The organism is Geobacillus sp. YF-1, from assembly GCF_052692335.1.
In genome coordinates, this window is record NZ_CP199850.1 from 2,317,691 (window position 1) to 2,343,552 (window position 25,862).

Genomic DNA, 25,862 nt, shown 5'->3' on the forward strand with positions numbered 1-25,862 from the left:
CTTCAAGCCCTTTTCTGTTTTCTTGGCGCCATCGTTTTGATCCGGTCGACGATATGAGCCGCCGTCAGCCCGATTTCCCGGAGCAGCTCGCCAACGCTGCCATGCTCGATAAAGCGGTCGGGAATCCCCATCCGCTCGATGACCGCTCCGTGATAGCCATGATCATGGGCAAACTCCAAGACCGCACTGCCAAACCCGCCTTGCAGCACCGCCTCTTCGACCGTTAAAATCGGCAGGCGACGCTCAAGCAAATCGTGAAGCATCGTCTCGTCCATCGGTTTGATAAAACGAGCGTTCACCACCTTGACAGACATTCCGTCTTTCGCCAGCTCCTCGGCGGCCTCGAGCGCCATCGAAACCGTCGTGCCAAACGTCAAAATCGCCGCGTCATGACCGTCGCGCAGCACTTCCCACGTCCCGATCGGAATTTCTTTCAGCTCCTCGTCAAGCGGCACGCCAAGTCCGTTGCCGCGCGGGAACCGCATGGCGATCGGCCCGCCGTCATAGCGGATGGCCGTATACACCATGTGCTGACCTTCGTTTTCGTCTTTTGGCATCATCAACACTAAGTTCGGCACATGGCGCAAAAACGCGATATCAAACACCCCTTGGTGCGTTTCACCGTCGGCGCCGACCAATCCGGCCCGGTCGATGGCGAAAAAGACGTTTACGTTTTGCCGACAGACGTCGTGAACGACTTGGTCGTACGCGCGCTGCAAAAACGTTGAATAAATGGCCAAAAACGGCTTCATCCCTTGCGTCGCCAGCCCGGCCGCCAGCGTCGTCGCGTGCTGTTCGGCAATGCCGACATCAAACATCCGCTCCGGAAACTCGCTTGCAAACCCTTCCAACTTCGAGCCGACCGGCATCGCCGGAGTAATGGCAACAATGCGCGGATCGGTGCGGGCGAGCCGGCGCACCGTTTCGCTGACCAACGCGCTCCAAGACGGGCCGGCTTCCTTCGTTTTGACAAACGTACCGGTTTCGATTTTGTATGGCCCCGTTCCGTGCCACGTTCCGATTTTGTCATTTTCCGCCGGGCTGTAGCCTTTCCCTTTCTTTGTGATCACATGCACGAGCACCGGGCCCTTCATTTTTTTCGCATAGCGCAAATTCTCGAGCAAGTCTTCAAAATCGTGACCGTCGACCGGCCCTAAATACGTGAACCCGAGCTCTTCAAAAAAAACACCGGAAACGAGCAAATATTTCAAGCTGTCTTTCAGCCGTTCGGCCGTCGCTGCCAGCTTGCCGCCCACCGCCGGGATGCGCTTAAGCAGCAGCTCGAGCTCGTCTTTCACCCATTGGTATTTGCCGGCGGTGCGCAGCCGGCCAAGAACGTTATGCAGCGCACCGACGTTCGGGGCGATCGACATTTCATTATCGTTTAAAATGACGATCATATCCGTTTTTTCATGGCCGATATGGTTGAGCGCCTCCAGCGCCATGCCGCCGGTGAGCGCCCCGTCGCCGATAATCGGGACGATGTATTCATTGGTTCCTTTTAAGTCGCGGGCGATGGCCATTCCCATCGCCGCTGACAGCGATGTCGAGCTATGGCCTGTTTCCCACACGTCGTGCTCGCTTTCACTCCGCTTCGGAAACCCGGACAACCCCTTGTATTGGCGGAGCGTGTCGAAGTGGGCGGCGCGGCCGGTCAAAATTTTATGCACGTATGACTGATGGCCGACATCCCAAATGAGCTTGTCCTTCGGGCTGTCAAACTCCCGATGGAGGGCGATCGTCAACTCCACGACGCCTAAATTCGGACCGATATGCCCGCCGGTTTTCGACAGCTTTTCAATTAAAAACCGCCGGATGTCGGCGCTCAATTGTTTCAGTTCGGAGATGGACATCGTTTTCACGACGCGCGGATGGTCAATTTTTGTTACGTCCAACCAAGATCACTCGCTTTCGTTTCGTCGTTTTTCGGCCCGGTTCTTCTATGATACAGGTAGTATTATTATACATGATCAGGCGCGAAAAATCGACTTTTGCCGCTAAACGCCGCCGTTTCCGTCAAGCTATCCTGTTGTCATCGCCAACAACAAACAAAGCGGCCGCCTCGCCCTGATCGAACAGGAAAGGCCGCCGCCCTATGTCAATGGTCGCGCGCTGCGACAAGCTCGCAAATGTAGGCGAGCGCGGCGCCATTCACCTTCGCTTGCCGCAAATGGCGCTGCGCTTCTTCGATGTGAACCCGCAGCGTTTGTTTCGCACCGGCGAGCGTGAGAAGAGCTGGATACGTCGCCTTGTTGTTGTCGCGGTCGCTGCCGACTCGTTTTCCGATTTTTTCCTCGGCCCCTTCAATGTCGAGAATATCATCGCGAATTTGAAACGCGAGGCCTAAGTGATCGGCAAAAGCCTCAAGCTCGCGCTGCTGCTCGGTGCTGGCGCCGCCGATGAGCGCTCCGGCACGCACGCTGTATTGCAGCATTTTCCCGGTTTTATGCCGGTGGATATACTCCAGTTCCGCAAGCGAAAGCGTTTTTCCTTCTCCTTCCATATCGGCGACCTGTCCGGCCACCATGCCTTCCGGGCCCGCCGCTTGCGCGAGCTGTTCGATAAGCTGAAGGCGGATAGGGGGGGAAAGGCGATCGTCATCGATTTCGGCGATCAGCTGAAAGGCGTACGTCAGCAGCGCATCGCCAGCCAAAATCGCCATCGCCTCGCCAAACACTTTATGATTCGTCGGTTTGCCGCGCCGCAAATCATCATTGTCCATGCTCGGCAAGTCGTCGTGAATGAGCGAATACGTATGAATCATTTCCACCGCCGCGGCAACCGGCAGACCAAGGGCGGGATCTTTGCCAAGCGCCTGCACGGTCGCCAACAATAAAAGCGGACGAATGCGTTTGCCCCCGGCCTCGAGCGAGTACGCCATCGCCCGCCTGAGCGTCTCCGGCCCGCGGAGGCGCGCCATATAGCGGGAAAGCGTCTCCTCAACCGCCCGTTTTTGCCCGTTTAAAAACTGTTCAATCTCCCGCTGCTCCACCCGTTACTCCTCCTCCGGCGAAAAAGGCACGAGCTCGCCGTCTTCGCGCAGCAAATACTCGAGCTTGTTTTCCACCTGCTGCAGTTTGTCGTGGCATAGTTTCGACAGTTTCATTCCTTCTTGAAAAAAGGCGATGGCCTCCTCAAGCGGCACATTTCCTTCTTCAAGTTTTTCCACGATCGCTTCAAGCTGCTTCATCGCTTCTTCAAACGTCAGCTCTTTTTCTTCACTCATCGCGTTTCTCCTCCACTCCCATGACTTGGCAGTTCACCCGTCCATCTTGAACTCGAACCGACAGACGTTCGCCGACGGCAAGCTGGCTGAGCCGTTTGACAAGCTCCCCTCGCTCATTGTACACCAAACTATAGCCGCGTTCCATGACGCGAAGCGGGCTGAGCGCCTCGAGCCGGGCGAGATGGGAGCGAAAGCGGAACGCATGGCGCTCTAACGCCGACCGCATCGCTTTTTTCAACGCGGTGGCGGCCGCGATTTGCCGCTCTTTTACCCGTTCAAGCTCCGCCGCCGGATGATGGCGCCATAACCGGAAGTCAAGCTCGCGCAGCTGTCGATGCTTCTCATCGACATACGATCGGCGCTGACGGTGAAGCCGCTCAAGCAAGGCATCGAACTGCTGCTCCTTTTGCTCGTACAACCGTTTCGGGTAGCGAAACGCGTACGACGCTTGCAGACGATCAAGCCGTTCTCGGCCGGCGGCGAGCCGTTCCTTCATGGCGCGGATGAGCCGCCATTTCCGCTCCGCGAGCCGCTCCGCCAACTCACCGACGTGCGGCACCGCCAGTTCGGCGGCGGCAGTCGGCGTCGGCGCGCGCAAATCGGCGACAAAATCAGCGATCGTAAAATCGGTCTCATGGCCGACCGCTGAGATGATCGGCACCCGGGAAGCGAAAATGGCGCGCGCGACCATTTCTTCATTGAACGCCCATAACTCTTCAATCGATCCGCCGCCGCGGCCGACGATCAAGACGTCGACCGCGCCGAACTCGTTGGCCCGCTCAATGGCGCGGGCAATCGAGGAGGCGGCTCCTTCCCCTTGGACGAGCGCCGGAAATAAAATCACTTTCGCCAACGGATAGCGCCGGCGGATGGTGGTCATGATATCGCGCACCGCCGCTCCGGTCGGCGATGTGACAACGCCGATGCAGCGCGGAAAGGCGGGAAGCGGCTTTTTATGGGCCGGCGCAAACAGCCCTTCCGCCTCGAGCCGCTGCTTCAGCTGTTCATAGGCCAAATACAAGCTGCCAACGCCTTCCGGCTGCATTTCTTTGACATACAGCTGATAGTTGCCGTTCGGTTCGTAGACGGAAATTTCCCCGCGCGCGAGCACGTTCATCCCGTCTTCAGGACGAAACGGCAAATGCTGGTTGTAGCCGGCAAACATGACGGCGGCAATGCGCCCTTGGCTGTCTTTCAACGTAAAATACATATGGCCGCGCGAATGCTGCTTAAAGTTGGAAATCTCGCCTTTTACCCATAAGTCGCGCAAATGCGGATCGACATCGAACTTGCGTTTGATGTACTTCGTCAATGCCCCGACCGTCACATATTTGACTTCCACGGATCCTTGCCCTCACTTTGCAGCCAGCTCTCGGGCCGCTTCGATCGTATTGTGCAAAAGCATCGTGATCGTCATCGGTCCGACTCCGCCCGGTACCGGCGTAATATAGCCGGCCACTTCTTTCACCGCCTCAAAATCAACGTCGCCGCACAGTTTGCCATTTTCAAGCCGGTTGACGCCGACATCAATGACGACCGCCCCGGGCTTGACGTGCTCTGGGCCGATGAGGCGGGCCTTGCCGGCGGCGACGATTAAAATATCAGCTTGGCGGGTGATGGCCGCTAGATCGTTTGTTTTGGAATGAGTGTACGTCACCGTGGCGTGTTCGCGCAAAAAAAGCTGGCCAACCGGTTTGCCGACGATGTTGCTTCGGCCGATGACGACGACATGTTTGCCAACGATGTCAATGCCAGCGGACTTCACCATCGCGACAACGCCATGCGGCGTGCAAGGCAGAAACGCGCGCTGGCCGATCATCATTTTTCCGACGTTGATCGGGTGAAACCCGTCGACATCTTTTTCCGGGGCGATCGTTTCAATGACCGACCATTCGCGAATATGCCCCGGGAGCGGCAGCTGCACCAAAATGCCGTGCACCGCTGAATCGGCGTTCAAGGCGCGAATTTGCGCCAACAGCGTCTCTTCATCGACCGTTTTCGGAAACGAATAAAGAAAAGAACGAATACCGACTTCGGCGCACGCTTTTTGTTTTCCTTTCACATAGGAATGTGACGCCGGATCATCGCCGACCAAAACGACCGCCAACCCCGGCTCGACGCCGGCCGCTTTCAGCTGCGCCACCTCCTCCGCCAGCGCGGCGCGAATCGTCTTCGCCATTTCCGTTCCGCTAATGATTTGTGCTGTCATGGTCTCCCTTCTCCTCTCCTCGTCCATCATTCCGTCTTCTTCCGCCCAAGCGGCCGCTATCATGTTTGCAGCGCTGCTTTCACTTTGGAAAGCACACCGTTGACAAAACTTCCCGATTTTCCGTCGCCGAATTTTTTCGCCAGCTCCACCGCTTCGTCCAAGCTGACGCTCACCGGCACTTCATCGACGTATTTCATTTCGTACGTCGCCATGCGCAAAATGGCGCGATCCACGTTCGCCACCCGCTCAAGCGTCCACTTTTCCAAATTGGCGCGCAGCAGCTCGTCGATCTCTTCTCGATGCTCGACAACGCCCATGACCAGCCGGCGCAAAAACGGGTCGACTTCTTCTTCGCCAATGACGTTGGCCAGCGCCTCTTCCGGGGCAATGCGGCCGACATCGATTTGGAACAGCGCCTGCAGCGCCTTCTCGCGCGCTTCGTGCCGCTTCATAGCCATCCCTCCTTACAAACACGAACATTTATATTGAAATGATATCATATTTTTCGGGAAAAACCACCTTTTTTCGATCGGTCGTTCGCCTGTCCGCCGGCCGCGCCACAGCCTCGTTCATTACAATAACAAACTTTGACGAAAAAAACAAAAGGCGGCTGCTTCTTTCGGCAGCCGCCTGGCTCTCATTGTTCGACCGCATCCGGTTCCTGCTTGCCGGCTTCAAACTGGATGCCGACGATATGAACGTTCACCTCGTTCGCCTCGAGGCCCGTCATGTTCCAAAGCGCTTGGCGCACGTTTTCCTGCACCTTTTTCGCCACGTTCGGAATGGAGGCACCGAACTGGACGAGGCAATACAGATCGATGATGACGCCGTCATCGCGCAGGTCGACTTTGACTCCTTTGCCGTGATGTTTCTTTCCAAACCGCTCGGCGACGCCGGCGGCAAAATTGCCGCGCATTTGCGCGATGCCCTCCACTTCCGACGCGGCAATGCCGGCAATCACCTCGATCACTTCCGGGGCGATTTCCACCTTGCCGAGCGCCGGATACGTTTGTTCTGTCTCAAAAATATGCTCCGACATAAGGCACCTCCTATTCTGCCTTCATAATATCATATAACTCCAAAAACTTCGTATTAAACTCGCCGCTTTGAAACTTTTCATGTTCCATTAATTTTATGTGGAACGGAATCGTCGTATGAATGCCTTCGATGACAAACTCCGAAAGCGCGCGTCTCATGCGGGCGATCGCTTCCGCGCGCGTCGGCGCGTGGACGATCAGCTTGGCGATCATCGAATCGTAATACGGCGGGATCGCATAACCGGGATAAGCGGCGGAATCGACGCGCACGCCCGGTCCGCCGGGCGGCAAGTACATGGCGATTTTCCCCGGCGATGGCATAAAGTTTTTCGCTGGATTTTCCGCATTGATGCGGCATTCGATCGCCCAGCCGTTGAACGTAACGTCATCTTGGGTGATCGACAGCTTTTCGCCCGCGGCGATGCGAATTTGTTCCTTCACCAAATCGACGCCGGTGATCAGTTCGGTGACCGGATGCTCGACTTGAATGCGCGTATTCATCTCCATGAAGTAAAATTGTCGGTGGCGATGGTCGTAAATGAACTCGACCGTGCCGGCGCCGGTGTAGTTGACCGCTTTCGCCGCCTTGACGGCCGCCTCGCCCATTTTTTGGCGCATCTCGTCATCAAGCGCTGGCGACGGCGCTTCTTCGACGAGTTTTTGCAGCCGGCGCTGAATCGAGCAGTCGCGCTCACCGAGGTGGATCGTGTTCCCGTACGAATCGGCGAGCACTTGAATTTCCACATGGCGGAAATCTTCGATATATTTCTCAATATAGACGCCGGGGTTGCCGAACGCCGTCGCCGCTTCCTGCTGGGTGATGTTGATGCCTTTGATGAGTTCCTCTTCGTTGCGGGCGACGCGAATCCCTTTCCCGCCGCCGCCGGCCGTCGCTTTGATGATGACCGGATAGCCGATCTCTTGGGCGATCGCCCGCGCCTCATCGAGAGTTTCAATGACTCCGCGCGATCCGGGCACAATCGGCACGCCGGCTTCGCGCATCGTTTCGCGGGCAATATCTTTTATGCCCATTTTGGCGATGGCTTCCGGGCTCGGGCCGATGAACGTCACGTGGCACTCGCGGCACAGCTCGGCGAACGCTTCGTTTTCCGCCAAAAATCCGTAGCCCGGATGAATGGCGTCGCAACCCGTGAGCGTGGCAACGCTCATGATGTTGGTGAAATTCAAATAGCTGTCTTTCGACGCGGTCGGTCCGATGCAGTAGGCTTCATCGGCGAGCTGCACGTGCAAAGCGTCGCGGTCGGCTTGCGAGAAGACGGCGACCGTCTCAATGCCGAGCTCGCGGCAAGCGCGAATGATGCGAACGGCGATTTCCCCGCGATTCGCCACTAATACTTTTTTGATCATCGCTCTCTCTCCTTACTCAGGCTTGACTAAAAACAGCGGCTGGCCGTATTCGACAAGCTGGCCGTTTTGCACGAGCACCTCGACAATTTCGCCTTCGACTTCCGCCTCAATTTCGTTAAACAGCTTCATCGCTTCGATAATGCACACCACCGTATCTTTTTTCACTTTGTCGCCCGGCTTGACATACGGCGGCTTGTCCGGCGCTGGGGCGGCGTAGAACGTGCCGACCATCGGCGAAGTGATTTGATGAAAAGCTCCTTCTTTCGCCTGCTTCGCCGCCGAACCGGCCGGCTGATCGGCCTCGGTTGCCGGCGCTTCAGCAGGCGCCTGAACAGGTATAGCGGCGGGCGCTGGGGCAGCGGGAGCCGACACCGTCACAGCGGGAGCGGGCTGGGCGGCGGGCGCCGAGGCAACCGCCGGCGTGACGGCGACCGCGGCCGCCGCTTTTTTCATATGTACTTTCGTTTCACCTTGTTCGTATACAAATTCATCGATCGAAGATTGGTCAATTAAGCGGATCAATTCGCGGATCTCTTGAATTTTCATCGTTCCTCACACCTTTCTTCAAGTGTCAAGAAGCCTGCCCCGCAAAGGCATTCAAACATATTCATAACGATTATATACACAACCGTCAGGAAAACGAAAGACTTTTACAAAAAAAAAGAAGCCGCCCAGAAAGAGCAGCGCGTTCACCCGGCCGGCTGGAACTCGACCGTCACGTATTCGGCATCGGGCATTTCCTTTTTCACCATATGGATGATTTCGTTCGCTGATTTCGCTGAGCTTTGTTTCGCTTTGATCGTCACGCGCACTTGGCTGTCATCGGCGCGCACGAGCACGTCTTCATAGCCGCCTTTCGATTTGATGAGCGTTTCCAATGTCGCTTCTTTTTCGGAGAGCGCCTGCAGCTTTTCAATTTTATTAAGCGCTTCGTTCTTTTGCTCGGCTGTGGCGTTCGCTGAGGCGACGATGGCGTTCAACTCATCGCGCAAGCGGCTCCGCTCATCCTCGATTTTCATGCGCAGCGCCGTAAATAAGTCATCGCCCGTCTCTTTCGCGGCCGATGGCTTTTGTGCCTCCTCAACCGCCACGCTCGGCTCGTCGGTGTTCTTTGTTTTTTCGCCAGCAGTGAACGCCGGGCTGTTGTTCATGTTTTTCGGCGCGGTCACATAATAGACCGACAGCACAACGACCAAGCTCAACATTGTCAGCAGCCAAACGGTTTGTTTTTTCAACATTCCGGTCTCCTCCCCTTACCCATCATTTTTTCGGCAAGACAGCGACGCGGTAGCTCGGAACGTTTAAGACGCGCGTCACCGCCTCGACGATCCATTTTTTAATTTGCAAATTGTCCGCTCCTTTGGCGACAACGAGCACGCCGCGGATGTCCGGCTTTTTTGTGGCGACAACGAGCGGGGTTTCCTCCTCGCCATTGCGAATGATGATCACTTCTTCATTGGTCGACTGATTTTCAATCGTCCGCTTTCCGCCTTCCTTATCGCTTTCCTCAGTCGTCTGCTGCTCTGTGGAACGCTTTTTCTCAAACAGCTTGAGCTCCGTCGAATCGATGTTGACGACGACAGTGACGTCATCGACCCCTTCGATCGACTCAAGCGCCGCTTTTAACTCTTTCTCGTACTGTTCCTCATAGGCAGCAATCACTTTTTCTTTCGTTTCTTTGCTCGCTAGAAACGCCGGCTCCGCCGAGGAAGACGGCTTGATGGCGGAAGGGCGGGTCGCCTCGTCCCCCCCTCTGTTCGTCCAGTGGCTCGCCGCCATAAAAACGATGCCAGCCAGCAACAGCAAGACCATGTAAGAAAACGGTGACTTTTTCGCCCCCCCTCCCCCGTCTTCGTCCTTCGCCGGTGAAGAAATGAGGCGCTTTAAAAACGGCAGCATCCCCCCTATTCCCTCCCCCTGAATTGCACATCAATTTTATGTTCATCCACTTCCCAGCGTCCGGCGAGAAACGAGCGCACCTCCTCAGCCAGCGCGGCGTCGCCCGCCGGCCAATCCGGCGGCTTTGTCGTGTCGATCGTGACCGGTTCCACCGTCCCGGCCGGCCGCTGCTTTGAAAGGACGACGGAAATCGTCCGGATGTCATCCGGCATGCGCCAAGTTTCGCTTTTTGGCTCAGCGGAAACGTTGACGTCGGCTTTCAACCCATACTTTTTCATCAACTCCTCGTTTACGTCGTTTTCGAGCTGGACAGCCATTTGTTCTAAAATATATGCGCGTTGCGAGGCTTGTATTTCTTTTTTCTGCCGCTCGATTTCATTTTTTATGGCATCTTCCCCCGTTTGCTCGCCGGAAAAGCGGGCCAGCGCCGAAGCGACAAGCTGTTCCGGCGCAACCGAGGCCAGCCGCAACACCGGAGTAAGCATCACTAGCAACAACAGCAGCCCGATGGCCATTTTGACATATTTTTGCATCGTTCCGGACGGCAGCAAAAAATCGATGACCACCGCAAACAGCAAAAACAAAATAATGTTGGTGACCCACTCAATGACAAATGGCATACGGCTCCTCCTAGCGGACCATCATCGTAATGTTCCCAGCCATGATCATGACCGTGAGACTGAGGAAAAACATGAGCGATACGATGAGCAGCGCCGCCAGCACGTAGGCGATGCTTTTGCCGATGATGTTTAGGCACGACAAGACCGGCCCGCCGCCAAGCGGCTGTAAAAGCGCCGCTGACAGCTGATAAACGACGACGATGGCGAAAATTTTCACGGCGGGAAACACGGCGATCATCAATAAAATCGCCACTCCGACCAATCCGACAGCGTTTTTCAACAGCATCGAGGCGGCGACGACCGTATCGGCGGCGTCTGTGAACAATTTGCCGACGACGGGAATGAAGTTGCCAGTGACGAATTTCGCCGCCCTTAACGCGACGCCATCCGCCACCGCAGCCGTCGCGCCGCGCACGGACATGACGCCAAGAAACACGGTCAAAATGACGCCGAGCAGCCCGATCGCCACCTTGTTGAGCAAATTGGCGAGCTGGGTCGCCTTGTACCGGTCGCTGAGCGTGCTGACAACCCCTAAAAGCGCCGCCAGCAGCAACAATGGCAAGGTGACATATTCGACGACCGTCCCCGTCGTCGTCATCAAAAATAAAATGAGCGGGTGAAAAAACGCCGCCGATACCACGCCGCCCGAAGAAGCGAGCAGGGCGAGCAGCAGCGGCACCAAAGCGATGATGAAATGGCTCATCGTGCGCACCGCTTCGAGCGCATAGTCCGCTGCGAGCCGGAAGCTGTTTAAAGCGATCAGCAGCAGCACCATATAGATGACCGCTTGGGCGATTTTGCTCACTTCCTGTTGGGCGAACGCGTTTTGCAGCGATTGGAGCACCGTGCTGAACACCGCGAGCAAAATGAGCGTGCCAAGCAGCTTGCCGTTGACTTGGAGCTCGTAAAACAAGTAGCTAGCAAGCGCCTTCAGCCACTCAGCGGGCGACCATTGCCGCTCGCCGCTTATAAAATCGGCGAGCGGGCCTTTTTCGCTTTCCGGCAAAAAACCACCGTACTCGTGAACGATCGTTTCCCAATAGCGGCGGATCTCGCTCACATCCAGGCGGGCGAGCTGTTCGCTGATGGACGACTCGCCGCTTGCGGCTTGTACGATCAACGGGGAAAAAAAGAAACCCACTAGCACAGCCATCAAAACCGTGATTCGTTTCACCCTGTCATTGACGGTGCCACGCCGTCGTGGGAAACGCCTGTCAATCAGAACCGTGATTCGTTTCACCCCGCCCCCCCCCTTATCGCGCCGCCGGAATCAGGCTGATGACCGCTTCGATAATGGCGGTCAAAATCGGCACGGCGAGCGCCAAAATGACGATTTTTCCGCCAAGCTCAATTTTGGCGGCGATCGCCCCTTGACCGGCGTCTTTGGAAATTTGGGCGGCAAACTCGGCGATGTAGGCGATGCTGATGATTTTCAACATCGTCTCTAAGTACACCATTTGAATGTGGGCGCCCTCGGCCATTTCCCGCAGCATCGTCAAAATGCGGCTGATTTGGTCCACAAGCAGCAAAAAAATGGTGCAACCGACAAACACCGTCAGCAAAAACGCGAGATTCGATTTTTGCTCCTGCAGCAGCACCGCTAAAAACGTGGCGATCAACCCGAAACCGACAATTTGCAAAATGTCAATGGCCGATCCCCCCTACCCGCGGAACAAAAAGACATCTTTAATTTTTTGGAATAAATCGCTCACAATCGAGGCGACCATAAACAAGATGTAAATGAAGCCGAGCAGCGTCACCCATTGGGCGTATTCTTTCCGCCCCATCTGATCGAGCACCGTGTGCAAAAACGCGATGACGATGCCGACGCCGGCGATTTTTAAAATGAGATCGACGTCGATGCCCATTGTTTCTGCCTCCTGTCTACATGAGTAAAATGACGAGCAGCAGCCCGGCTAGCACGCCTAAACTTTTCGCCATCTTGGCGTAGCGCGCCTCATGATCGACCGCTTCCGCTTCCTCGCGTTCAAGATGGGCAAGCGCCAACGCGATTTGCTTTTGCTGGGTGAGGCGATCGTACTGGCCAAGCGTAGCCCCAAATTGCAGCATGACTTCAAACTCCCCCTGCGTCAGCGCAGTTTTTTCCCATACGGCGCGCAAACTTTTTTCCCACGCCATGGCCGCGCTTGTTTCCCCGGCGTTCAATGAAGCGGCAAACCGTGCAAACAGTTCGGAAAAAGGGGCGGCGGTCTGCCGGGCGAGGCGGCCGGCCGCGTCAGCCAATGGGGTATGGCCGTACATCACCTCGGCTTCCAACACCCGCAGCGCCGCCTTCAATTGGCGAAGTTGGCGCGGCCGCTCATGCAGCAGACGGGAAGCGGCCGTCCCCAACCATGTCGAGGCGGCGAGGATCAATAAAGCCCCAACCCATTTCATCGGCTCGCCACCGCCCGTTCATACAATATCGACCCGTCGGCATCGAGAATGCGCCGGATGGAACCGGGGCGAGGGACGCTCGTCAGCTCCACAAACCGTTCAAACACCTTTTGTTCCATCACTGCCCGCAGGGTGGGGCGCTGCCAGACATCTTTGAGGCTGCGGCCGTGCACCGTCGTCCATACCGAAACGCCGGCGTTCGCCGCCTCCAGCACCGCCTCGCTGTCCTCTTCGCGCCCGATTTCATCAACAATGATGACATCCGGGCTCATCGAGCGGATCATCATCATCATTCCTTCCGCCTTCGGACAAGCGTCCAACACATCGAGGCGCGGACCGAACGAAAATTGCGGAACGCCTTTGACACAGCCGGCAATTTCCGATCGTTCATCGACAATCGCCACCTTTTGCGCCGCCATCCGGTTCGTTCCGCTGCTGATCAAGCGGGCCGCATCGCGCAAGAGCGTTGTTTTCCCGGTTTGCGGCGAACCGATGATCATCGTGTGCCGAAAGCGGCGGCCGTCATACACATAGGGAAGAAGCGGTTCGGCAATGCCGACTTGTTCTTTAGCGATGCGAATGTTAAAAGAGGAGACATCGCGAATGGCTTTCACTTTTCCGCCTTCGGTGATCACTTTGCCAGCCAGGCCGACGCGGTGCCCCCCCTCAATCGTGATAAATCCACGCTTGAGCTCTTCTTCAACCGCATACATGGAATAATGGCTCAATTTGTTGAGCAAATGCACCCCGTCCTCTTTCGTCACCTCATACGGCAGCAAACGGGCTTTGCCGCGCGCAATCACCTCAAGCGGTCGGGAGATGCGGATGCGGATTTCTTCCACCTCATGAGGCCCGACAAGCGATTCTTGCAGCAGCGCAGCGATCGGTTTCGGCAACATTCCCCATACCGCTTCCATAGCCCTCCCCCTTTTCATGTGGACTAGTTCATATGTATGGGCAGAGCGGGGCATTTATGCCTTACTTGTCAATCGTAAACGAATCGGCGCATCGCCGCTTGCCGCTCACGAACTTATTGATGCCTTACTTGTAAATCGCAAACAAAATGAGTGCCACTCCGAGGGCAACGAATCCGAGCCGGGAAAACGAAAGCTCGTCCGCTAGCGAAAGCAGCCCGATCGCCATCGTGACAATCATCATCGTCGGACCGACAACAGCGAGGGCGGCGTTCACAGCCAACGCCTTTTTGACGTCGTTGAAAACGAGCATCAACAGCGCTGCACTCAGCTCAATCAGCGCCGACACCATCCGGATGCCAGCCATCGACAGCACGGACGGGTCGATCGACCGCAGCCATTGTTTCATGTTTCCCTCCTAGTTGACAAAATGGAATCGGTTAGTACAAACGTATGCAAAAACAAGCCGGTTCAGAAGAAGATTTTGTCGCTCGACCAGCGCATAAAAAAAGCGGCCCCAAAAGGCCGATGAAAAAAGCGGTCGTTTACCGCTCCCAAAATGAAAGAAGGGACCCGAAACGGATCGGGACCCCCTCTTTCGTTGCCGACTATACGTGCTGACTGCTTTTGTCGCATGGAATGCCGCTATGTTGAAGGGGGCGATCGGAACCCCTTCTTTACGTTGCTGTCTATACGTGCTGACTGCTTCTGTCACATCGAATATTGCTATCTTGAAGGGGGGGGCCGAAAAGGACTGGGACCCCCTCTCTCATCGCTATCTAGGCACTAACCGCTTCCCTGCCACACGATATGCTGTGTCTTTCTTGACGGGAGATCGCCTTTTCGGGCAGCCCCTGCGCCGCTCGCCGCTTACGCCCGCGACACGTAGGTACCGTCAGCCGTGTTGATGATGAGCGTGTCGCCTTCATTCACAAAAAACGGAACTTGAACGACGAGGCCGGTCTCGAGCTTCGCCGGTTTCGAACCGCCCGAAGCGGTGTCGCCTTTGATGCCAGGCTCCGTTTCCACCACTTTCAGCTCAACGGTGTTCGGCAGCTCGACGCCGATCGTTTCACCTTGATACATCATGATGAACACTTCCATATTTTCTTTCAAAAACTTCAGCTCATGTTCGATTTGTTTCGCCGGCAGCTCGATTTGTTCGTACGTTTCCATATCCATAAAGACGTGCTGGTCGCCGTTGGCGTACAAATATTGCATTTTGCGCGTGTCAATCTGCGCCCGGTTCACTTTTTCGCCGGCGCGGAACGTCCGCTCTTGAATGGCGCCGGTCCGCAAATTGCGCAGCTTCGAACGGACGAACGCCGCTCCCTTGCCCGGCTTGACATGCTGGAACTCAAGAACGCGCCAAATTTCGCCGTCCACTTCAATCGTCAGCCCTGTGCGAAAATCGTTGACTGAAATCATTGGCCCAAATCCTCCTCACACAATCCGTTATAAAATGATGAGCTCTTTCGGCGAATGGGTGAGCGCTTCGTTCCCGTCGGCGGTGATGACGGTATCGTCTTCGATCCGCACCCCGCCAAGCCCCGGAATATAAATGCCCGGCTCGACGGTGACGATCATGCCCGGCTCAAGCACAGCGTCGGAACGGAAGGAAAGCGTCGGCCCTTCGTGAATTTCAAGGCCGATGCCATGGCCGGTCGAATGGCCGAAATAATCGCCATACCCTTTTTCACGAATATAGTCGCGCGTCAACGCATCGGCCTCCTTGCCGGTTATGCCGGCTTTCAGGCCAGCCATGCCGCGCCGCTGCGCCTCAAGGACGACTTCATAAATCGTCCGGAGCTCGGCGCTGATGTCGCCGACGGCCACCGTCCGCGTGAGATCGGAACAATACCCTTTGTAATAAGCCCCGAAATCAAGCGTCACGAGCTCACCGCGCTCAATCGTCTTCTCTGACGCCACCCCGTGCGGCAACGCTGAGCGATAGCCGGAGGCGACGATCGTATCAAAAGAGGACGAAGACGCCCCTTGCTTGCGCATAAAAAACTCCAGCTCATTCGCCACTTCGATTTCCGTAACGCCCGGACGGATGAATGACAAAATATGAGCAAACGCCGCATCGGCGATGGCGGCTGCTTCCTTTACTATCTTAATCTCTGCCTCCGACTTAATCAAGCGCAATTTTTCCACCAGCGAAGATGTCGGAACGAGCTCGGCGCCAATCGCCTCCTGATACGTCTGATGCGCCGCGTACGTGACGTCTTCCTGCTCAAAACCGAGCCGGTTGATGCCGAGCCGCTTGACTTGATGGGCGATTTCCTTCACGATCGGCCCGCTATGTTCGACAACTTCAAAGCCATCAGCCTGTTTTGTCGCTTGTTCGACGTAACGAAAATCGGTAATCAACACCGCCCCGTCACAGCTGACGAGCGCGACGCCGGCCGTGCCGGTGAACCCGGTCAAATAGCGGCGGTTGTAGCCGTTTGTGACCAACAGCCCATCGATCCCGTGCTCTTGTAGAAGTTTTCGCAGCTTTTCTAGCTTTTCCATCCCGCATTCCCCTCTTCCCGCGTATTTGGCTTCCCCGTGCCTGCCGAAGAGGCCGAGGGCGTCCCGAACGGGAACGATGCCAAAACAATAAAAACCTTCTTTATTTTACCATACTGAGGACGATCCCGTCATCTATCCGTTGCGCGGGCAAGAAAATCAACTCCCTTCTTTTGCCGCCTCTTTTCCCTCGCTTGCCGACGGCTGGTTCATTTCTTGCGCTTCAAAAGAAATCGAGTAGCCGACGAACACCCCGTATAAAATGTATAAACAGAGCGTCGTGATCACCGTATTGGCGTCGAGCTTAGCAACGGGCTGAACATGGAAAAAGAGCGGATGAAACAAATAAAACACCACCGCCCATAACCCGGCGCCGTAGACCATCCCCGCCCACATGCCGCGCACGTTGCGAAGCAGCGCATAATACAAAAGCGCCGCCCCGATCGAAAGGATGCCGATCAACACGACCGCCGCGTAGTTTCCGGCTTTTCCATACTTCCAGTCGCCAGCGACCCACGGGATGAGAATCATGTTCGGACTAATGTCGCTAAAATTGAAAAAGTACGCCAAATAACCGATCAAGCTCCAAAATACTCCGCCGACAAACCCAATGATGATCGTTTTCTGTATGAGCGTCATCGGCCGTTCCGTTTTCTCCTGCTCGAGTGTTCCGTTTTGTTGCGCCATCATACTGCACCTCCTTACGTGTTAGTATGACCGGCCGCCTTCTCCCCCATGAATGAAACGAAAAAATGATCATGCTTGTGTAAATGATGGTTTTTTTGGAAATCATAACAGTAACATCAACCTAGAGGTTTCCGGACGTTTCTTGTAGAATAAAATAATAAACATAAAAATAGGTTGGTGTTGATCAAATGAAACGAGTGGAGAAACCGCTGTACGGCGGGCAGGCGGTAGTGGAAGGAGTCATGTTTGCCGGCCGAACCCATTCGGTCACCGCCGTTCGCCGTCCGGATGGAACGATTGACTATTTCACTTTGCCGCGGCGCGTCCATCCGACATTGGCTTTGCTTAAAAAAATTCCGTTCGTCCGCGGCATCGTCGCCATCGTGGAAGCGAGCGCGAACGGGGCGAAACATTTGCAGTTCGCCAGCGAACGGTATGAAGCCGGTTCGGAGGAGGGGCGGACAGAAGGCGAAAACAGCTCCAGACTGACGCTCATCGTTGGCGCCGCCGTCATCGGGGTGCTCTCCTTTTTGTTCGCCAAAACGGTGTTTACGCTCGTTCCGGCGCTTGCCGCCGCCTTCTTACAGCCGCTCGTTCCGGGCAAGACGGGCCAAATTTTGCTTGAAGGGATTTTTAAACTCGCCTTATTGCTTGGCTATATTTTCTTTCTTTCGCTCACACCGCTTGTTCGCCGCGTGTTCCAATACCACGGCGCCGAACATAAGGTCATCAACGCGTATGAAGCGGGATGGCCGCTGACGGTGGAACACGTCCAGCGCGCTTCCCGCCTTCACTACCGATGCGGCAGCAGCTTCATTTTATTTACGGTTGTCGTCGGCTTGTTCCTCTACTTATTTGTGCCGACCGAGCCGCTTTGGCTGCGGGTTCTCAACCGCCTCGCCTTAATTCCGGTCGTGCTTGGCGTTTCGTTTGAAGTGCTGCAGTTTACAAATAAATTGAGAGACATTCCGCTGCTGCGCTGGCTTGGCTACCCCGGCTTGTGGCTGCAGCGGCTGACGACCAAAGAACCGGACGATGACCAGGTGGAAGTGGCCATCGCCTCATTTCAGCGTCTTCTCGATCTGGAAGCCGAAACGGAAAAGAAACAAGCGGTGCAGTAATCGTTCAAAAGGGGGTGGACTCATTGCGGCGCCGAACCATTCATCCGCTTGTTGGGGTTACCATCATGCTTGGGACGGTTGGCATTCTCTATACACTTTTTGCCCATCCGACGGTGCTGTTCCGCCAGCTGCTGTTTGTCGCCCTGTTTGTGGCCGCCATCTTCCTCTTCTATCGATTCGTCTATCAACGCCGCACCGACAGCGATCGATGGTCGTACGGAAAGGCGGTGCGGCAATCGAAAAAGCTCCATCCCCGCCCCGGGCGCAAACAGACAAAGCCGGCAAAGCTGAAGCGGCCGCTCAAAAAGCGGACGGCCATTCCGCATCTGACCGTCATTGAGGGCAAAAAAGGCAAAAAAAAGAATCGAGCTTCATTTTAGCTTGATTCTTTTTTTGTCTCTTCGCCCATTCGATTCGCGCCAGCGACAAACGGTGGTGACCGCACTCCGATTTAATACGCCCATTGGCGCAAAAACTGCCGCGTCCGCTCGCGTCCGTAATCGATCAAACGGCGGCGCGCTGTTGGGTCAATCGAAAATTCGGTGGCCACGACGTTGTCCACCGGCAAAAAGACGATATTTTTTTCGTGGCGGCGCGAGATGTAGCGCGCATCGTGCGCCTCTTTCATCGCCGCAAACAGCGCCTCATATAAATCGAGGGCGTTGCTGATCGTCCGTTTTGGCCGCTCCCCGGGCTTGGGGCTCAACTGAACGCCTAGCACCGGGCGTTTTTTCATTTTCTTTTCCTCATCGAACAAAAAGAGCGGAAAATTGCTTAGCACCCCGCCGTCAACGATGAGCGCCAGACCGTCCCGCCCGTTTAACCGGACCGGCTCGAAGAAATACGGAATGCTGATGCTCATCCGCACCGCTTTGGCGATGGAAAACGTTTTGGCATCAATGCCGTATCGATGCAAATCGTCCGGCATGACGACGATGCGTCCATTGGTGACATCGGACGCGACAATCGACAAGCTGCCGGCCGACACATCTTGAAACGTCCGCACGCCGCGGGCGGCAAGCGCAGCCTCCAGCCACTGCTCAAACGCCTTTCCTTGATACAAGCCGAGACGCCAGTAAAGGCGCACCCATTTCCAAAGCGGGAACGGAATCCACTGCGGACGCGCATCCAAAAACTGCTCCAGCTCCAGCTCCTCAAGCAGTCGAGCGATGTCTCGGGCGCTGTAGCCCGCTGCCAGCAGCGCCGAAAGCAACGCCCCCGCACTCGTGCCGGCAAGCCGCTTCCAGCGCAGTCCTTTTTCCTCAATCGCTTCATACGCTCCAAGCAGCGCAAATCCTTTGACTCCGCCGCCGGAAAAAACGAGATCAATGTCCATCGCCGCGCCCCCCTTTTTGGCCGTTTATACATATGTAAGACCAAACAAGGGCGCTTAGTACGGCGAACAAAAAAGAGCAAGCCTTCCGCTTACTCTCCTTGTTCATTGCGCGCTTGGACATCGCGAAGCGCTTGAATGCGGCGTTCGTCTTCTTGAAAATACTGCACCAAATCGCCGATCCGGTCAATGGCGTTCCAGCTTAAATGATGTTCAATCCCTTCCACATCGCGATAAATGTTCTCTTCGTTGACGCCGATCAAACGGAGAAACTGCTCAAGCAGCTCATGGCGATAAACGAGCCGCTGCCCGATTTTTCTGCCCTTTGGCGTCAATACCAACCCACGGTATTTTTCATACACCAAATACTCGTCTTTATCGAGCTTTTGCACCATTTTCGTCACTGAGGAGGGATGAACGGACAACGCCTCAGCGATGTCAGAAACGCGGGCATAGCCCTTCTCTTCGATCAATAAATAAATTTGTTCGATATAGTCTTCCATGCTTGGTGTCGGCAACGCATGTCCCCTCCTGCCACATTCGCCTGCCATCCTTCCCCAGCCCATACACACCGCTAGCGTTCCCGGCAGGTCAAAAAATAGCAATCAATCCCATTATACCATGAAGAGGACATTACGTAAAATACTGCACTTGAGCGGCCGGAAAAAAGCGAGCGATATACGAGCGAATCGTTTCCTCCAGCTCCTGTGCTTCCTCGTCAACGTACACATATTTGCCGATGCCGTGCCGCCCCCATTTATACTTGCGCTTCGATTCGTCCAAATCGAGCTTGGTGTTTGGGTAACGCTGCTCGATGACCCGCTTGGCCGGCTTGGTAAACCGATGCTGGATGAGCTCAAACGTCAAATCCGACAAGTCGACCCCTTCCAATTGCCGGGCGAGCTCCTGAAACAGTTCGTAATACCCTTCCTGCCAACCGTCATGCCGGTAAATCGGCGCGACGACAAAGCCGAGCTTATAGCCGGCGCCGGCCACTTTGCGCGCCGCCGCAAGCCGCGCGTCAAACGACGACGTTCCCGGCTCAAAATGGCGGATGACATAGCGGGAGTTGACGCTGAAGCGAAACCGCGTCTTGCCGTTATGCTTCGCATCAAGCAAATGGTCGACATGCTCGTACTTCGTCACAAACCGGAGCCGCCCGTAGTCGGTCGCGCCGATAAACTCAATCGCTTTTTTGAGCGAATGGGTCAAATGGTCGATGCCGACGATGTCCGACGTGCATGCCGCCTCAAAGCGCGTAATCTCGGGCGCGCGCTCGTCAATATACGTTTGCGCCTGGGCGAAAATGTCGTCCAAGTTGACATACACGCGGATGTATGGCTTGCTTCCTAATGTCGTCTGCAAATAGCAATAATGACAATGGCCCATGCACCCGGTCGCCAGCGGCAGCGCGTACTCCGCCGACGGCTTTGAGGAGTCGAATTTCAGCGTCCGCCGCACGCCGACAACGAGCGTCGCTTTCGCGTTTCGATACCGTACCAGCTCCGTCTCCCCCGGAATGCCGCGCACTTGGTTATGCGACGTCGTCTCGCGAATTTCGATGCCCATGTGCGTAAATTTCTCATACAGTTCCTTCCCGAGCGGGTACGACAACGCCTCCGGCTCGAAATACACAAGTTTGGGCACAAACGGTTTCATTCGTTTCCCTCCAAGTTTTCATATTCGATGTTAGTATGGTTCAAGGATGGAGGGAAATCGCGTACTTCTTTTGCTTGGCATCATTTTTCATGGAAGGCTCATTGCCCCTAATTTGAGCTGTTCATCTCCCACCGAAACCAACGACCATGCCCATCGGTTTCCGCCACGATTTGCTGGTATTCTCGGCTGCTAATCATGCCATCCAGATGCAATTTCCGATCCCACATGTTGTTATACACATGGAACCAATCCCGCTGACGGCCGATTTCGTGAATCTGCTCAAGCAATACATGCTTTTCCTCATCTGACATTTGGTTGGCGACATGCGTCATGGCGATTGACTATTTGAAGCATAAAATCAGTCAGCACGATTTCGAAATCGATCAACTAAAAAAGCAGCTCGAACGCCAACAACCAAAATAAACGCGCATGCCCGATGATCGGCGCATACGCTCCAGCCGTCCAGCTTATCCCCGTTTCCGAATGCGGAAGTGGTCTTCCAACAGCACCCAGTTTTCCGGATACGGATACCCGAGCACCCAGTAGCTGATCCCGCGCAATCCGTATTCTTTCACCAAGTCAAATTTCGCCAACGCGCTGCGGGCGTCTTCAAACCATACTTCGTGCTGGCGGCCTTGTTCGTCCGTGTAGCGGTAAAACGGCGAAGCCGCCGCCGCATCGTATTGGATCGACGCTCCGTAGCGAATAGCGCGCTCGAGCGCCTCTTTCGGACTGAACGTTTCCGCCTCTTGCCCTGGCACGTGCGGCAGCACCCAGTCGCGGGCGTAAATTTGAAACCCCATCATGATTTTCTCCCGCGGAATCACGGTCACCGCATAATCGAGCACGCGCCGAATTTGGTTCACCGGCGAAATGGCTTGCGGCGGCCCGAACCGATAGCCCCATTCATAGGTCATGAGCACGACGAAATCGGCAATGCGCCCGTGGGCCGGATAGTCGTGCGCTTCATACAGCAACCCTTTTTGTTCCGCGCTGATTTTGGGAGCGAGCGATGTCGATAACCAATATCCTTCCGCGTGAAGCCGAGCCGCCGCCCGCCGCAAAAACGCGTTATACCGCTCGCGGTCGGACGGGTAGACATTTTCAAAATCGACGTTCAGCGCCCGGTATCCTTTCGCCCGCATCACTTGAATGACGTTATCAAGCAATCGTGTTTGCAGCGTGGCATCGGCCAAGATCGTCTGCGCCAATTTTGAACCTGGACCTGATACGTAAAGTTGGTGACCGTCATCATCGGCACGACACGGGCGGCATAAGCCGCCTGAATGATCGCCACATCGTTGACGGGATTCAGGCCGCCGTCGGCGCGGATCGTATAGGCGAACGGGGCAGCATACATCAAATGGCGGCCGACTTCGCGCACTTGCTCCGCCCCTTTCTCCCCTTGGTCGATCGTGAAGGCGTTCACCTCGATGAGCGGTTTCGCCGGCGGGATGATGAGCCGCTGTCCGGGAGTGATGACATTCGGATCGGCGATGGGGTTGAACTCGATGATTTGTTGGACGCTGACTTGATAGGCGGCGGCCATTTGCCCTAACGTTTCCCCGGCGCGCACCGTATGAATGCGAGCCGGAATCACCAACGGCGTTCCCGGATAAATAAACGCCGGGTTGGCGAGCCGGTTCGCCTGCACGATGGCTTCGACCGTCACTCCATAGGCGCGGGCGATCTGCCATACCGTTTCCCCGGCACGGACGGTATGATAGCGATACGGCACCGGAATGACCACCGCCTGCCCGATGGCGAGCCGGTTCGGGTCGCTCAGTTCGTTGGCGGCGACAATCCGCTCAAGCGGAACGCGGTAACGCTGAGCCAGCTGCCAAAGCGATTCCCCGCGTTGGACGACATGAACAATCATAGCGCTCCCCCCTTTTCGTTTCCCTTTTATCACTATATTTTCGTTTTTCCCCTTTATGTAAAAAAACGCTGGTTCTGTTATAGAACCAGCGTTCGTTCATCTCATCCTTTTCTATTACAACCCGCACTTCAGCTGAGCGCCGCAGTTCGTGCACGTGTTGCAACCGCCGATCTCTTCGACCGTCCCTTCGCGGCAAATCGGGCAAATGTTGCCGATTTCCGAGCCGATCGTCACATCGGTGGCGCGCACGTCTTGAATCGTATCAACGAGCACGACAGGGCGTTTCGCTTCGTGTTCTTCCCCCTCTTCGGGGAGCAGTTCAAGCTGCTCTTCGATCTGATTTTCCTCTGCCTTTAACGTCAACACTTGCGCATCGCGGCTGCCGTCGACATAGACGGTGCCGCCTTTCGCACCGCCGCGCCATAGACGCTCGTACACTTTTTGCACTTGCTCAACGGTGTAGCCTTTTGGCGCGTTGACTGTTTTTGACAAGCTCGAGTCGACCCAACGTTGGATGATGCACTGCACGTCGGCGTGCGCTTCCGGCGGCAAGTCCATCGCCGTTACAAACCAAGGCGGCAAGTGGTTCGGGTCGGCTTCTGGATGTTTGTCCAAATATTCTTGGACGATGTCCGCTTTCACTTCGATAAATTTGCCCAAGCGTCCGCTCCGGTAGTAGGAGAACGAGAAGTACGGCTCCAGGCCGGTCGAGACGCCGACCATCGTTCCCGTCGATCCTGTCGGCGCCACCGTCAGCAAATGCGAGTTGCGGATGCCGTATTTCAAAATATCTTGGCGAATGTCTTCCGGCATCCGTTTCATGTAGCCGGTGTTGATGAACGCTTCGCGCAGCTTGCGCGTCTCTTCCTCCGTTTCGCCGACCAAAAACGGGAAGCTGCCTTTTTCTTTCGCCAGCTCGATCGACGCCCGGTACGCGGTCGTGGCGATCGTGCGGAACAGCTCGTCCACCAGTTGATTTCCTTCCTCAGAACCGTACGCTTTTTCGCAGTAAATGAGCAAGTCAGCTAGCCCCATGACGCCAAGGCCGATGCGGCGCTCGCCGAGCGCTTGCTTTTTGTTTTCCTCAAGGAAGTACGGCGTCGCGTCGATGACGTTGTCTTGCATCCGCACTCCGATTTCAACCGTGCGTTTCAGTTTTTCGTAGTCAACGACCTTTCGTTCTTTGTCCACCATGTTCGCTAAGTTGATCGCGGCCAAGTTGCAGACAGAATATGGTGCGAGAGGTTGTTCCCCGCACGGGTTGGTCGCCACGACTTTTTGCCCGTACGCGCGGGCGTTCGTCATTTCATTGGCGTTGTCGATGAAGAAAATGCCCGGCTCGGCCGAATACGTCGCGCAAATGTTGATCAGCTTCCACAGTTCGCGGGCGCGGATTTTTCGGTAGACGCGAACGCGGTAGCCCATTTTCTCCCATTCGCGCACATCGCCGACTTCATGCCATTTTTCGTTATAAATGCGCATTTCCTCTTCGGAATAAGTTTCCACATCCGGGAAGCGAAGCGCATATTCTTCGTCGTTTTCGACCGCTTCCATGAACTCTTTCGTCAAGCAGACGGAAATGTTCGCACCGGTCAAAAAGTCAGGGTTGTGCACTGTATATGTACCGCCGGTGCGCAGTTTTTCTTCCGCGTCTTTAATGATTTCCTCCGTGAAGCCGCCGTAGTCCGGTGCGTTCTTATAGCGGACGATCGCTTCGTACATCGCCCGCTCCCGGTCGGTGAGCGGCGTGAATTTCAGCTTGTCGCGCGCCGCTTTTTTGATGCCTTCGTCTTCCATATTTTCAAGCAGGTAGCGCAAAATACGCGGGTTTTGCATTTTTGAGACGATGAATTCGATAATGTCCGGGTGCCAGTCGGCAAGCATGATCATTTGGGCGCCGCGCACATTGTTACTCGCTCGCTTCCACGAGCGGGCTAGGTCATTTCTGCCTAGCTCTCCGCCTTTCGGTCGGAGATCAGACTATATCATCAGGGAAGAGAAGATCTCGTATTTACGGTTCAACTTAAGGTCTCCATATCGATACAAGTGATGGAATATTTTCTTTACATCGTTAATACTGGAAACATATAGATCAAAACAACCTTGTTTGGCAGTTAGGGAGTTGACATTTTGGGCAATTCCATTAGCTTTGAGAAAATTTAAGATTCCTTCTAGTAATGGTCTTGATCCAGTAATACCAAACCTTACCCTAAGGTAGTCCTTCTCCCTATCACGATAATACCTTCTATACACTCTAATACTCCCATCAGCATCGAATACCCCCCTTAGAAAACTCCATTGCAATTCAATACTGTTAAATTGTATCCATGGCTCTTTCCCAGTTTTCTTAGGGGATATTCCCAGTCTCATGAGATCATTACAGATTTTTGTACAACTAATTGTTAATGAATACTTATTTTGTTCATTACATGTATTATTTTTTCTAAACTTCACAGCTTCAGGAGCAATATTCATCTCCCTTGCTATACTATAAAGGAGATCTTTATCGGTTTCTGCCACAGTTAATACAAGTCGTTTTGATTTTTTACGATCATATAGCGTTCCATCACCTAAGATATAGCCAACTAAATAAGCCTGATTTGGGGTTCTGATATTGGAAAAATAGTTCTCGTTATAACCGTATTTTTTTACTGCTAACTTACCAGCCTCTCCAGGTGCTCTGGTTTGGAATACTCCCTGATCTTTATTCCATCTCATTAAGGTTCCCCTAGAAATCCCCAACATCATGGCGATTTTAACTTGGCTATATCCCTCCTCATGCAGATACTTTGCTGTTTTCATTATCTCTTCCCTGTCTCGCGCCTCGTATCCCCGTTGCCGCGGGATACGATTTACTCCTTCCATAGCCCTCCCCCCACGAAACAGTGTTCGTTACCCTGATTGTACCGAGGGCTGTAGGAAGTTTCAATAGTCGTTGAACCTTCATCTCCGTTTCCAGAGATGCTTGGCTGCTGGTTGCCCATTGTTGCATCCAACTT

General features: G+C 54.9%; 28 protein-coding genes and 2 pseudogenes. 2 read left to right on the top strand and 28 right to left on the bottom strand.

Going from position 1 to position 25,862, the window contains the following annotated elements:
- Positions 1-2 precede the first annotated feature (2 nt).
- From dxs to ACTVIM_RS11580, 21 genes are all read right to left on the bottom strand, one after another.
- Positions 3-1,895, bottom strand: a complete 1,893-nt coding sequence (gene dxs / locus ACTVIM_RS11480) for a 1-deoxy-D-xylulose-5-phosphate synthase (RefSeq protein WP_445612677.1) — start codon at positions 1,893-1,895, stop codon at positions 3-5.
- Positions 1,896-2,098: 203 nt separating this feature from the next.
- A complete protein-coding gene (locus tag ACTVIM_RS11485) occupies positions 2,099-2,992 on the bottom strand; it encodes a polyprenyl synthetase family protein (RefSeq protein ID WP_445612678.1) in 894 nt (297 codons plus the stop codon).
- A 3-nt stretch (positions 2,993-2,995) separates the two neighbouring features.
- The gene (locus ACTVIM_RS11490) at positions 2,996-3,226 is read right to left on the bottom strand and encodes an exodeoxyribonuclease VII small subunit (protein ID WP_033019355.1); all 231 of its coding nucleotides are present in this window, start codon (positions 3,224-3,226) and stop codon (positions 2,996-2,998) included.
- Positions 3,219-4,568, bottom strand: coding sequence for an exodeoxyribonuclease VII large subunit (xseA, locus tag ACTVIM_RS11495; RefSeq protein WP_445612679.1), 1,350 nt, complete (start codon positions 4,566-4,568; stop codon positions 3,219-3,221). The genes ACTVIM_RS11490 and xseA overlap by 8 nt, the downstream gene beginning before the upstream one ends.
- Before the next feature lie 12 nt (positions 4,569-4,580).
- Positions 4,581-5,435 (bottom strand): bifunctional methylenetetrahydrofolate dehydrogenase/methenyltetrahydrofolate cyclohydrolase FolD, encoded by an 855-nt coding sequence (gene folD / locus ACTVIM_RS11500; protein WP_445612680.1) that lies wholly within the window; start codon positions 5,433-5,435, stop codon positions 4,581-4,583.
- A 59-nt stretch (positions 5,436-5,494) separates the two neighbouring features.
- The gene (gene nusB / locus ACTVIM_RS11505) at positions 5,495-5,887 is read right to left on the bottom strand and encodes a transcription antitermination factor NusB (protein ID WP_033019347.1); all 393 of its coding nucleotides are present in this window, start codon (positions 5,885-5,887) and stop codon (positions 5,495-5,497) included.
- 185 nt (positions 5,888-6,072) lie between these two features.
- Entirely contained in the window at positions 6,073-6,474 is a 402-nt protein-coding gene (locus ACTVIM_RS11510) for an Asp23/Gls24 family envelope stress response protein (protein WP_033844160.1), read from the bottom strand.
- A 10-nt stretch (positions 6,475-6,484) separates the two neighbouring features.
- On the bottom strand, positions 6,485-7,840 hold the full coding sequence (gene accC / locus ACTVIM_RS11515; RefSeq protein ID WP_033844161.1) for an acetyl-CoA carboxylase biotin carboxylase subunit: 1,356 nt from the start codon (positions 7,838-7,840) through the stop codon (positions 6,485-6,487).
- A 12-nt stretch (positions 7,841-7,852) separates the two neighbouring features.
- The gene (accB, locus tag ACTVIM_RS11520; RefSeq protein ID WP_445612681.1) at positions 7,853-8,386 is read right to left on the bottom strand and encodes an acetyl-CoA carboxylase biotin carboxyl carrier protein; all 534 of its coding nucleotides are present in this window, start codon (positions 8,384-8,386) and stop codon (positions 7,853-7,855) included.
- A 143-nt stretch (positions 8,387-8,529) separates the two neighbouring features.
- Positions 8,530-9,078 (bottom strand): SpoIIIAH-like family protein, encoded by a 549-nt coding sequence (locus ACTVIM_RS11525; protein WP_033844163.1) that lies wholly within the window; start codon positions 9,076-9,078, stop codon positions 8,530-8,532.
- Positions 9,079-9,100: 22 nt separating this feature from the next.
- Positions 9,101-9,739, bottom strand: coding sequence for a stage III sporulation protein AG (spoIIIAG, locus tag ACTVIM_RS11530; RefSeq protein ID WP_144975367.1), 639 nt, complete (start codon positions 9,737-9,739; stop codon positions 9,101-9,103).
- Between the two features lie 5 nt (positions 9,740-9,744).
- Entirely contained in the window at positions 9,745-10,359 is a 615-nt protein-coding gene (spoIIIAF, locus tag ACTVIM_RS11535) for a stage III sporulation protein AF (RefSeq protein ID WP_445612682.1), read from the bottom strand.
- A 10-nt stretch (positions 10,360-10,369) separates the two neighbouring features.
- On the bottom strand, positions 10,370-11,512 hold the full coding sequence (spoIIIAE, locus tag ACTVIM_RS11540) for a stage III sporulation protein AE (protein ID WP_445614352.1): 1,143 nt from the start codon (positions 11,510-11,512) through the stop codon (positions 10,370-10,372).
- A gap of 100 nt (positions 11,513-11,612) precedes the next feature.
- Entirely contained in the window at positions 11,613-11,999 is a 387-nt protein-coding gene (gene spoIIIAD, locus ACTVIM_RS11545) for a stage III sporulation protein AD (protein WP_445612683.1), read from the bottom strand.
- A gap of 21 nt (positions 12,000-12,020) precedes the next feature.
- Positions 12,021-12,227: a stage III sporulation protein AC gene (spoIIIAC, locus tag ACTVIM_RS11550; RefSeq protein ID WP_011231888.1), complete on the bottom strand. Its 207-nt coding sequence runs from the start codon at positions 12,225-12,227 to the stop codon at positions 12,021-12,023.
- A 16-nt stretch (positions 12,228-12,243) separates the two neighbouring features.
- Entirely contained in the window at positions 12,244-12,756 is a 513-nt protein-coding gene (spoIIIAB, locus tag ACTVIM_RS11555) for a stage III sporulation protein SpoIIIAB (protein ID WP_033844166.1), read from the bottom strand.
- Positions 12,753-13,673 (bottom strand): stage III sporulation protein AA, encoded by a 921-nt coding sequence (spoIIIAA, locus tag ACTVIM_RS11560; RefSeq protein ID WP_033844167.1) that lies wholly within the window; start codon positions 13,671-13,673, stop codon positions 12,753-12,755. Before spoIIIAA ends, spoIIIAB begins: the two co-directional genes overlap by 4 nt.
- A gap of 124 nt (positions 13,674-13,797) precedes the next feature.
- Positions 13,798-14,079, bottom strand: a complete 282-nt coding sequence (locus ACTVIM_RS11565; protein ID WP_033019332.1) for a YqhV family protein — start codon at positions 14,077-14,079, stop codon at positions 13,798-13,800.
- 461 nt (positions 14,080-14,540) lie between these two features.
- Positions 14,541-15,098: an elongation factor P gene (gene efp, locus ACTVIM_RS11570; protein ID WP_011231892.1), complete on the bottom strand. Its 558-nt coding sequence runs from the start codon at positions 15,096-15,098 to the stop codon at positions 14,541-14,543.
- 27 nt (positions 15,099-15,125) lie between these two features.
- The gene (locus ACTVIM_RS11575; RefSeq protein ID WP_445612684.1) at positions 15,126-16,187 is read right to left on the bottom strand and encodes a M24 family metallopeptidase; all 1,062 of its coding nucleotides are present in this window, start codon (positions 16,185-16,187) and stop codon (positions 15,126-15,128) included.
- 156 nt (positions 16,188-16,343) lie between these two features.
- Entirely contained in the window at positions 16,344-16,874 is a 531-nt protein-coding gene (locus ACTVIM_RS11580) for a YqhR family membrane protein (RefSeq protein ID WP_445612685.1), read from the bottom strand.
- A 185-nt stretch (positions 16,875-17,059) separates the two neighbouring features.
- Between ACTVIM_RS11580 and ACTVIM_RS11585 the strand changes: the two genes are divergently transcribed.
- Entirely contained in the window at positions 17,060-17,992 is a 933-nt protein-coding gene (locus tag ACTVIM_RS11585; RefSeq protein ID WP_445612686.1) for a DUF1385 domain-containing protein, read from the top strand.
- 23 nt (positions 17,993-18,015) lie between these two features.
- Complete coding sequence (locus tag ACTVIM_RS11590; protein ID WP_033019328.1) at positions 18,016-18,372, top strand: SA1362 family protein; 357 nt, start codon at positions 18,016-18,018, stop codon at positions 18,370-18,372.
- 71 nt (positions 18,373-18,443) lie between these two features.
- Here the strand turns inward: ACTVIM_RS11590 and ACTVIM_RS11595 are convergent, their stop codons facing one another.
- The 7 genes and pseudogenes from ACTVIM_RS11595 to ACTVIM_RS11625 form a co-directional block, all read right to left on the bottom strand.
- Positions 18,444-19,328, bottom strand: coding sequence for a patatin-like phospholipase family protein (locus ACTVIM_RS11595; RefSeq protein ID WP_445612687.1), 885 nt, complete (start codon positions 19,326-19,328; stop codon positions 18,444-18,446).
- Between the two features lie 89 nt (positions 19,329-19,417).
- Positions 19,418-19,843 (bottom strand): transcriptional regulator MntR, encoded by a 426-nt coding sequence (mntR, locus tag ACTVIM_RS11600; protein WP_033019326.1) that lies wholly within the window; start codon positions 19,841-19,843, stop codon positions 19,418-19,420.
- Positions 19,844-19,958: 115 nt separating this feature from the next.
- A complete protein-coding gene (splB, locus tag ACTVIM_RS11605; RefSeq protein WP_445612688.1) occupies positions 19,959-20,984 on the bottom strand; it encodes a spore photoproduct lyase in 1,026 nt (341 codons plus the stop codon).
- A 107-nt stretch (positions 20,985-21,091) separates the two neighbouring features.
- Positions 21,092-21,271: a DUF2332 family protein gene (locus ACTVIM_RS11610; RefSeq protein ID WP_445612689.1), complete on the bottom strand. Its 180-nt coding sequence runs from the start codon at positions 21,269-21,271 to the stop codon at positions 21,092-21,094.
- A 180-nt stretch (positions 21,272-21,451) separates the two neighbouring features.
- A pseudogene (locus ACTVIM_RS11615) lies at positions 21,452-22,863 on the bottom strand (LysM peptidoglycan-binding domain-containing protein).
- Between the two features lie 114 nt (positions 22,864-22,977).
- Positions 22,978-24,765: pseudogene (locus ACTVIM_RS11620) on the bottom strand (vitamin B12-dependent ribonucleotide reductase); the annotation flags it as partial.
- A 78-nt stretch (positions 24,766-24,843) separates the two neighbouring features.
- The gene (locus ACTVIM_RS11625) at positions 24,844-25,728 is read right to left on the bottom strand and encodes an LAGLIDADG family homing endonuclease (protein WP_445612690.1); all 885 of its coding nucleotides are present in this window, start codon (positions 25,726-25,728) and stop codon (positions 24,844-24,846) included.
- Between the last annotated feature and the right edge of the window lie 134 nt (positions 25,729-25,862).

Excerpts from the sequence above, each read along its gene's own strand:
- spoIIIAF (WP_445612682.1), bottom strand. The coding sequence starts at position 10,359 with ATGCCATTTGTCATTGAGTGGGTCACCAACATTATTTTGTTTTTGCTG.
- ACTVIM_RS11575 (WP_445612684.1), bottom strand. The coding sequence starts at position 16,187 with ATGGAAAAGCTAGAAAAGCTGCGAAAACTTCTACAAGAGCACGGGATC.
- spoIIIAA (WP_033844167.1), bottom strand. The coding sequence starts at position 13,673 with ATGGAAGCGGTATGGGGAATGTTGCCGAAACCGATCGCTGCGCTGCTG.
- ACTVIM_RS11580 (WP_445612685.1), bottom strand. The coding sequence starts at position 16,874 with ATGATGGCGCAACAAAACGGAACACTCGAGCAGGAGAAAACGGAACGG.
- spoIIIAG (WP_144975367.1), bottom strand. The coding sequence starts at position 9,739 with ATGCTGCCGTTTTTAAAGCGCCTCATTTCTTCACCGGCGAAGGACGAA.
- ACTVIM_RS11595 (WP_445612687.1), bottom strand. The coding sequence starts at position 19,328 with ATGGACATTGATCTCGTTTTTTCCGGCGGCGGAGTCAAAGGATTTGCG.
- folD (WP_445612680.1), bottom strand. The coding sequence starts at position 5,435 with ATGACAGCACAAATCATTAGCGGAACGGAAATGGCGAAGACGATTCGC.
- ACTVIM_RS11565 (WP_033019332.1), bottom strand. The coding sequence starts at position 14,079 with ATGAAACAATGGCTGCGGTCGATCGACCCGTCCGTGCTGTCGATGGCT.
- ACTVIM_RS11585 (WP_445612686.1), top strand. The coding sequence starts at position 17,060 with ATGAAACGAGTGGAGAAACCGCTGTACGGCGGGCAGGCGGTAGTGGAA.
- spoIIIAE (WP_445614352.1), bottom strand. The coding sequence starts at position 11,512 with ATGGCTGTGCTAGTGGGTTTCTTTTTTTCCCCGTTGATCGTACAAGCC.
- ACTVIM_RS11490 (WP_033019355.1), bottom strand. The coding sequence starts at position 3,226 with ATGAGTGAAGAAAAAGAGCTGACGTTTGAAGAAGCGATGAAGCAGCTT.
- spoIIIAC (WP_011231888.1), bottom strand. The coding sequence starts at position 12,227 with ATGGGCATCGACGTCGATCTCATTTTAAAAATCGCCGGCGTCGGCATC.
- ACTVIM_RS11525 (WP_033844163.1), bottom strand. The coding sequence starts at position 9,078 with ATGTTGAAAAAACAAACCGTTTGGCTGCTGACAATGTTGAGCTTGGTC.
- ACTVIM_RS11625 (WP_445612690.1), bottom strand. The coding sequence starts at position 25,728 with ATGGAAGGAGTAAATCGTATCCCGCGGCAACGGGGATACGAGGCGCGA.
- accC (WP_033844161.1), bottom strand. The coding sequence starts at position 7,840 with ATGATCAAAAAAGTATTAGTGGCGAATCGCGGGGAAATCGCCGTTCGC.
- efp (WP_011231892.1), bottom strand. The coding sequence starts at position 15,098 with ATGATTTCAGTCAACGATTTTCGCACAGGGCTGACGATTGAAGTGGAC.
- nusB (WP_033019347.1), bottom strand. The coding sequence starts at position 5,887 with ATGAAGCGGCACGAAGCGCGCGAGAAGGCGCTGCAGGCGCTGTTCCAA.
- spoIIIAB (WP_033844166.1), bottom strand. The coding sequence starts at position 12,756 with ATGAAATGGGTTGGGGCTTTATTGATCCTCGCCGCCTCGACATGGTTG.
- ACTVIM_RS11510 (WP_033844160.1), bottom strand. The coding sequence starts at position 6,474 with ATGTCGGAGCATATTTTTGAGACAGAACAAACGTATCCGGCGCTCGGC.
- accB (WP_445612681.1), bottom strand. The coding sequence starts at position 8,386 with ATGAAAATTCAAGAGATCCGCGAATTGATCCGCTTAATTGACCAATCT.
- splB (WP_445612688.1), bottom strand. The coding sequence starts at position 20,984 with ATGAAACCGTTTGTGCCCAAACTTGTGTATTTCGAGCCGGAGGCGTTG.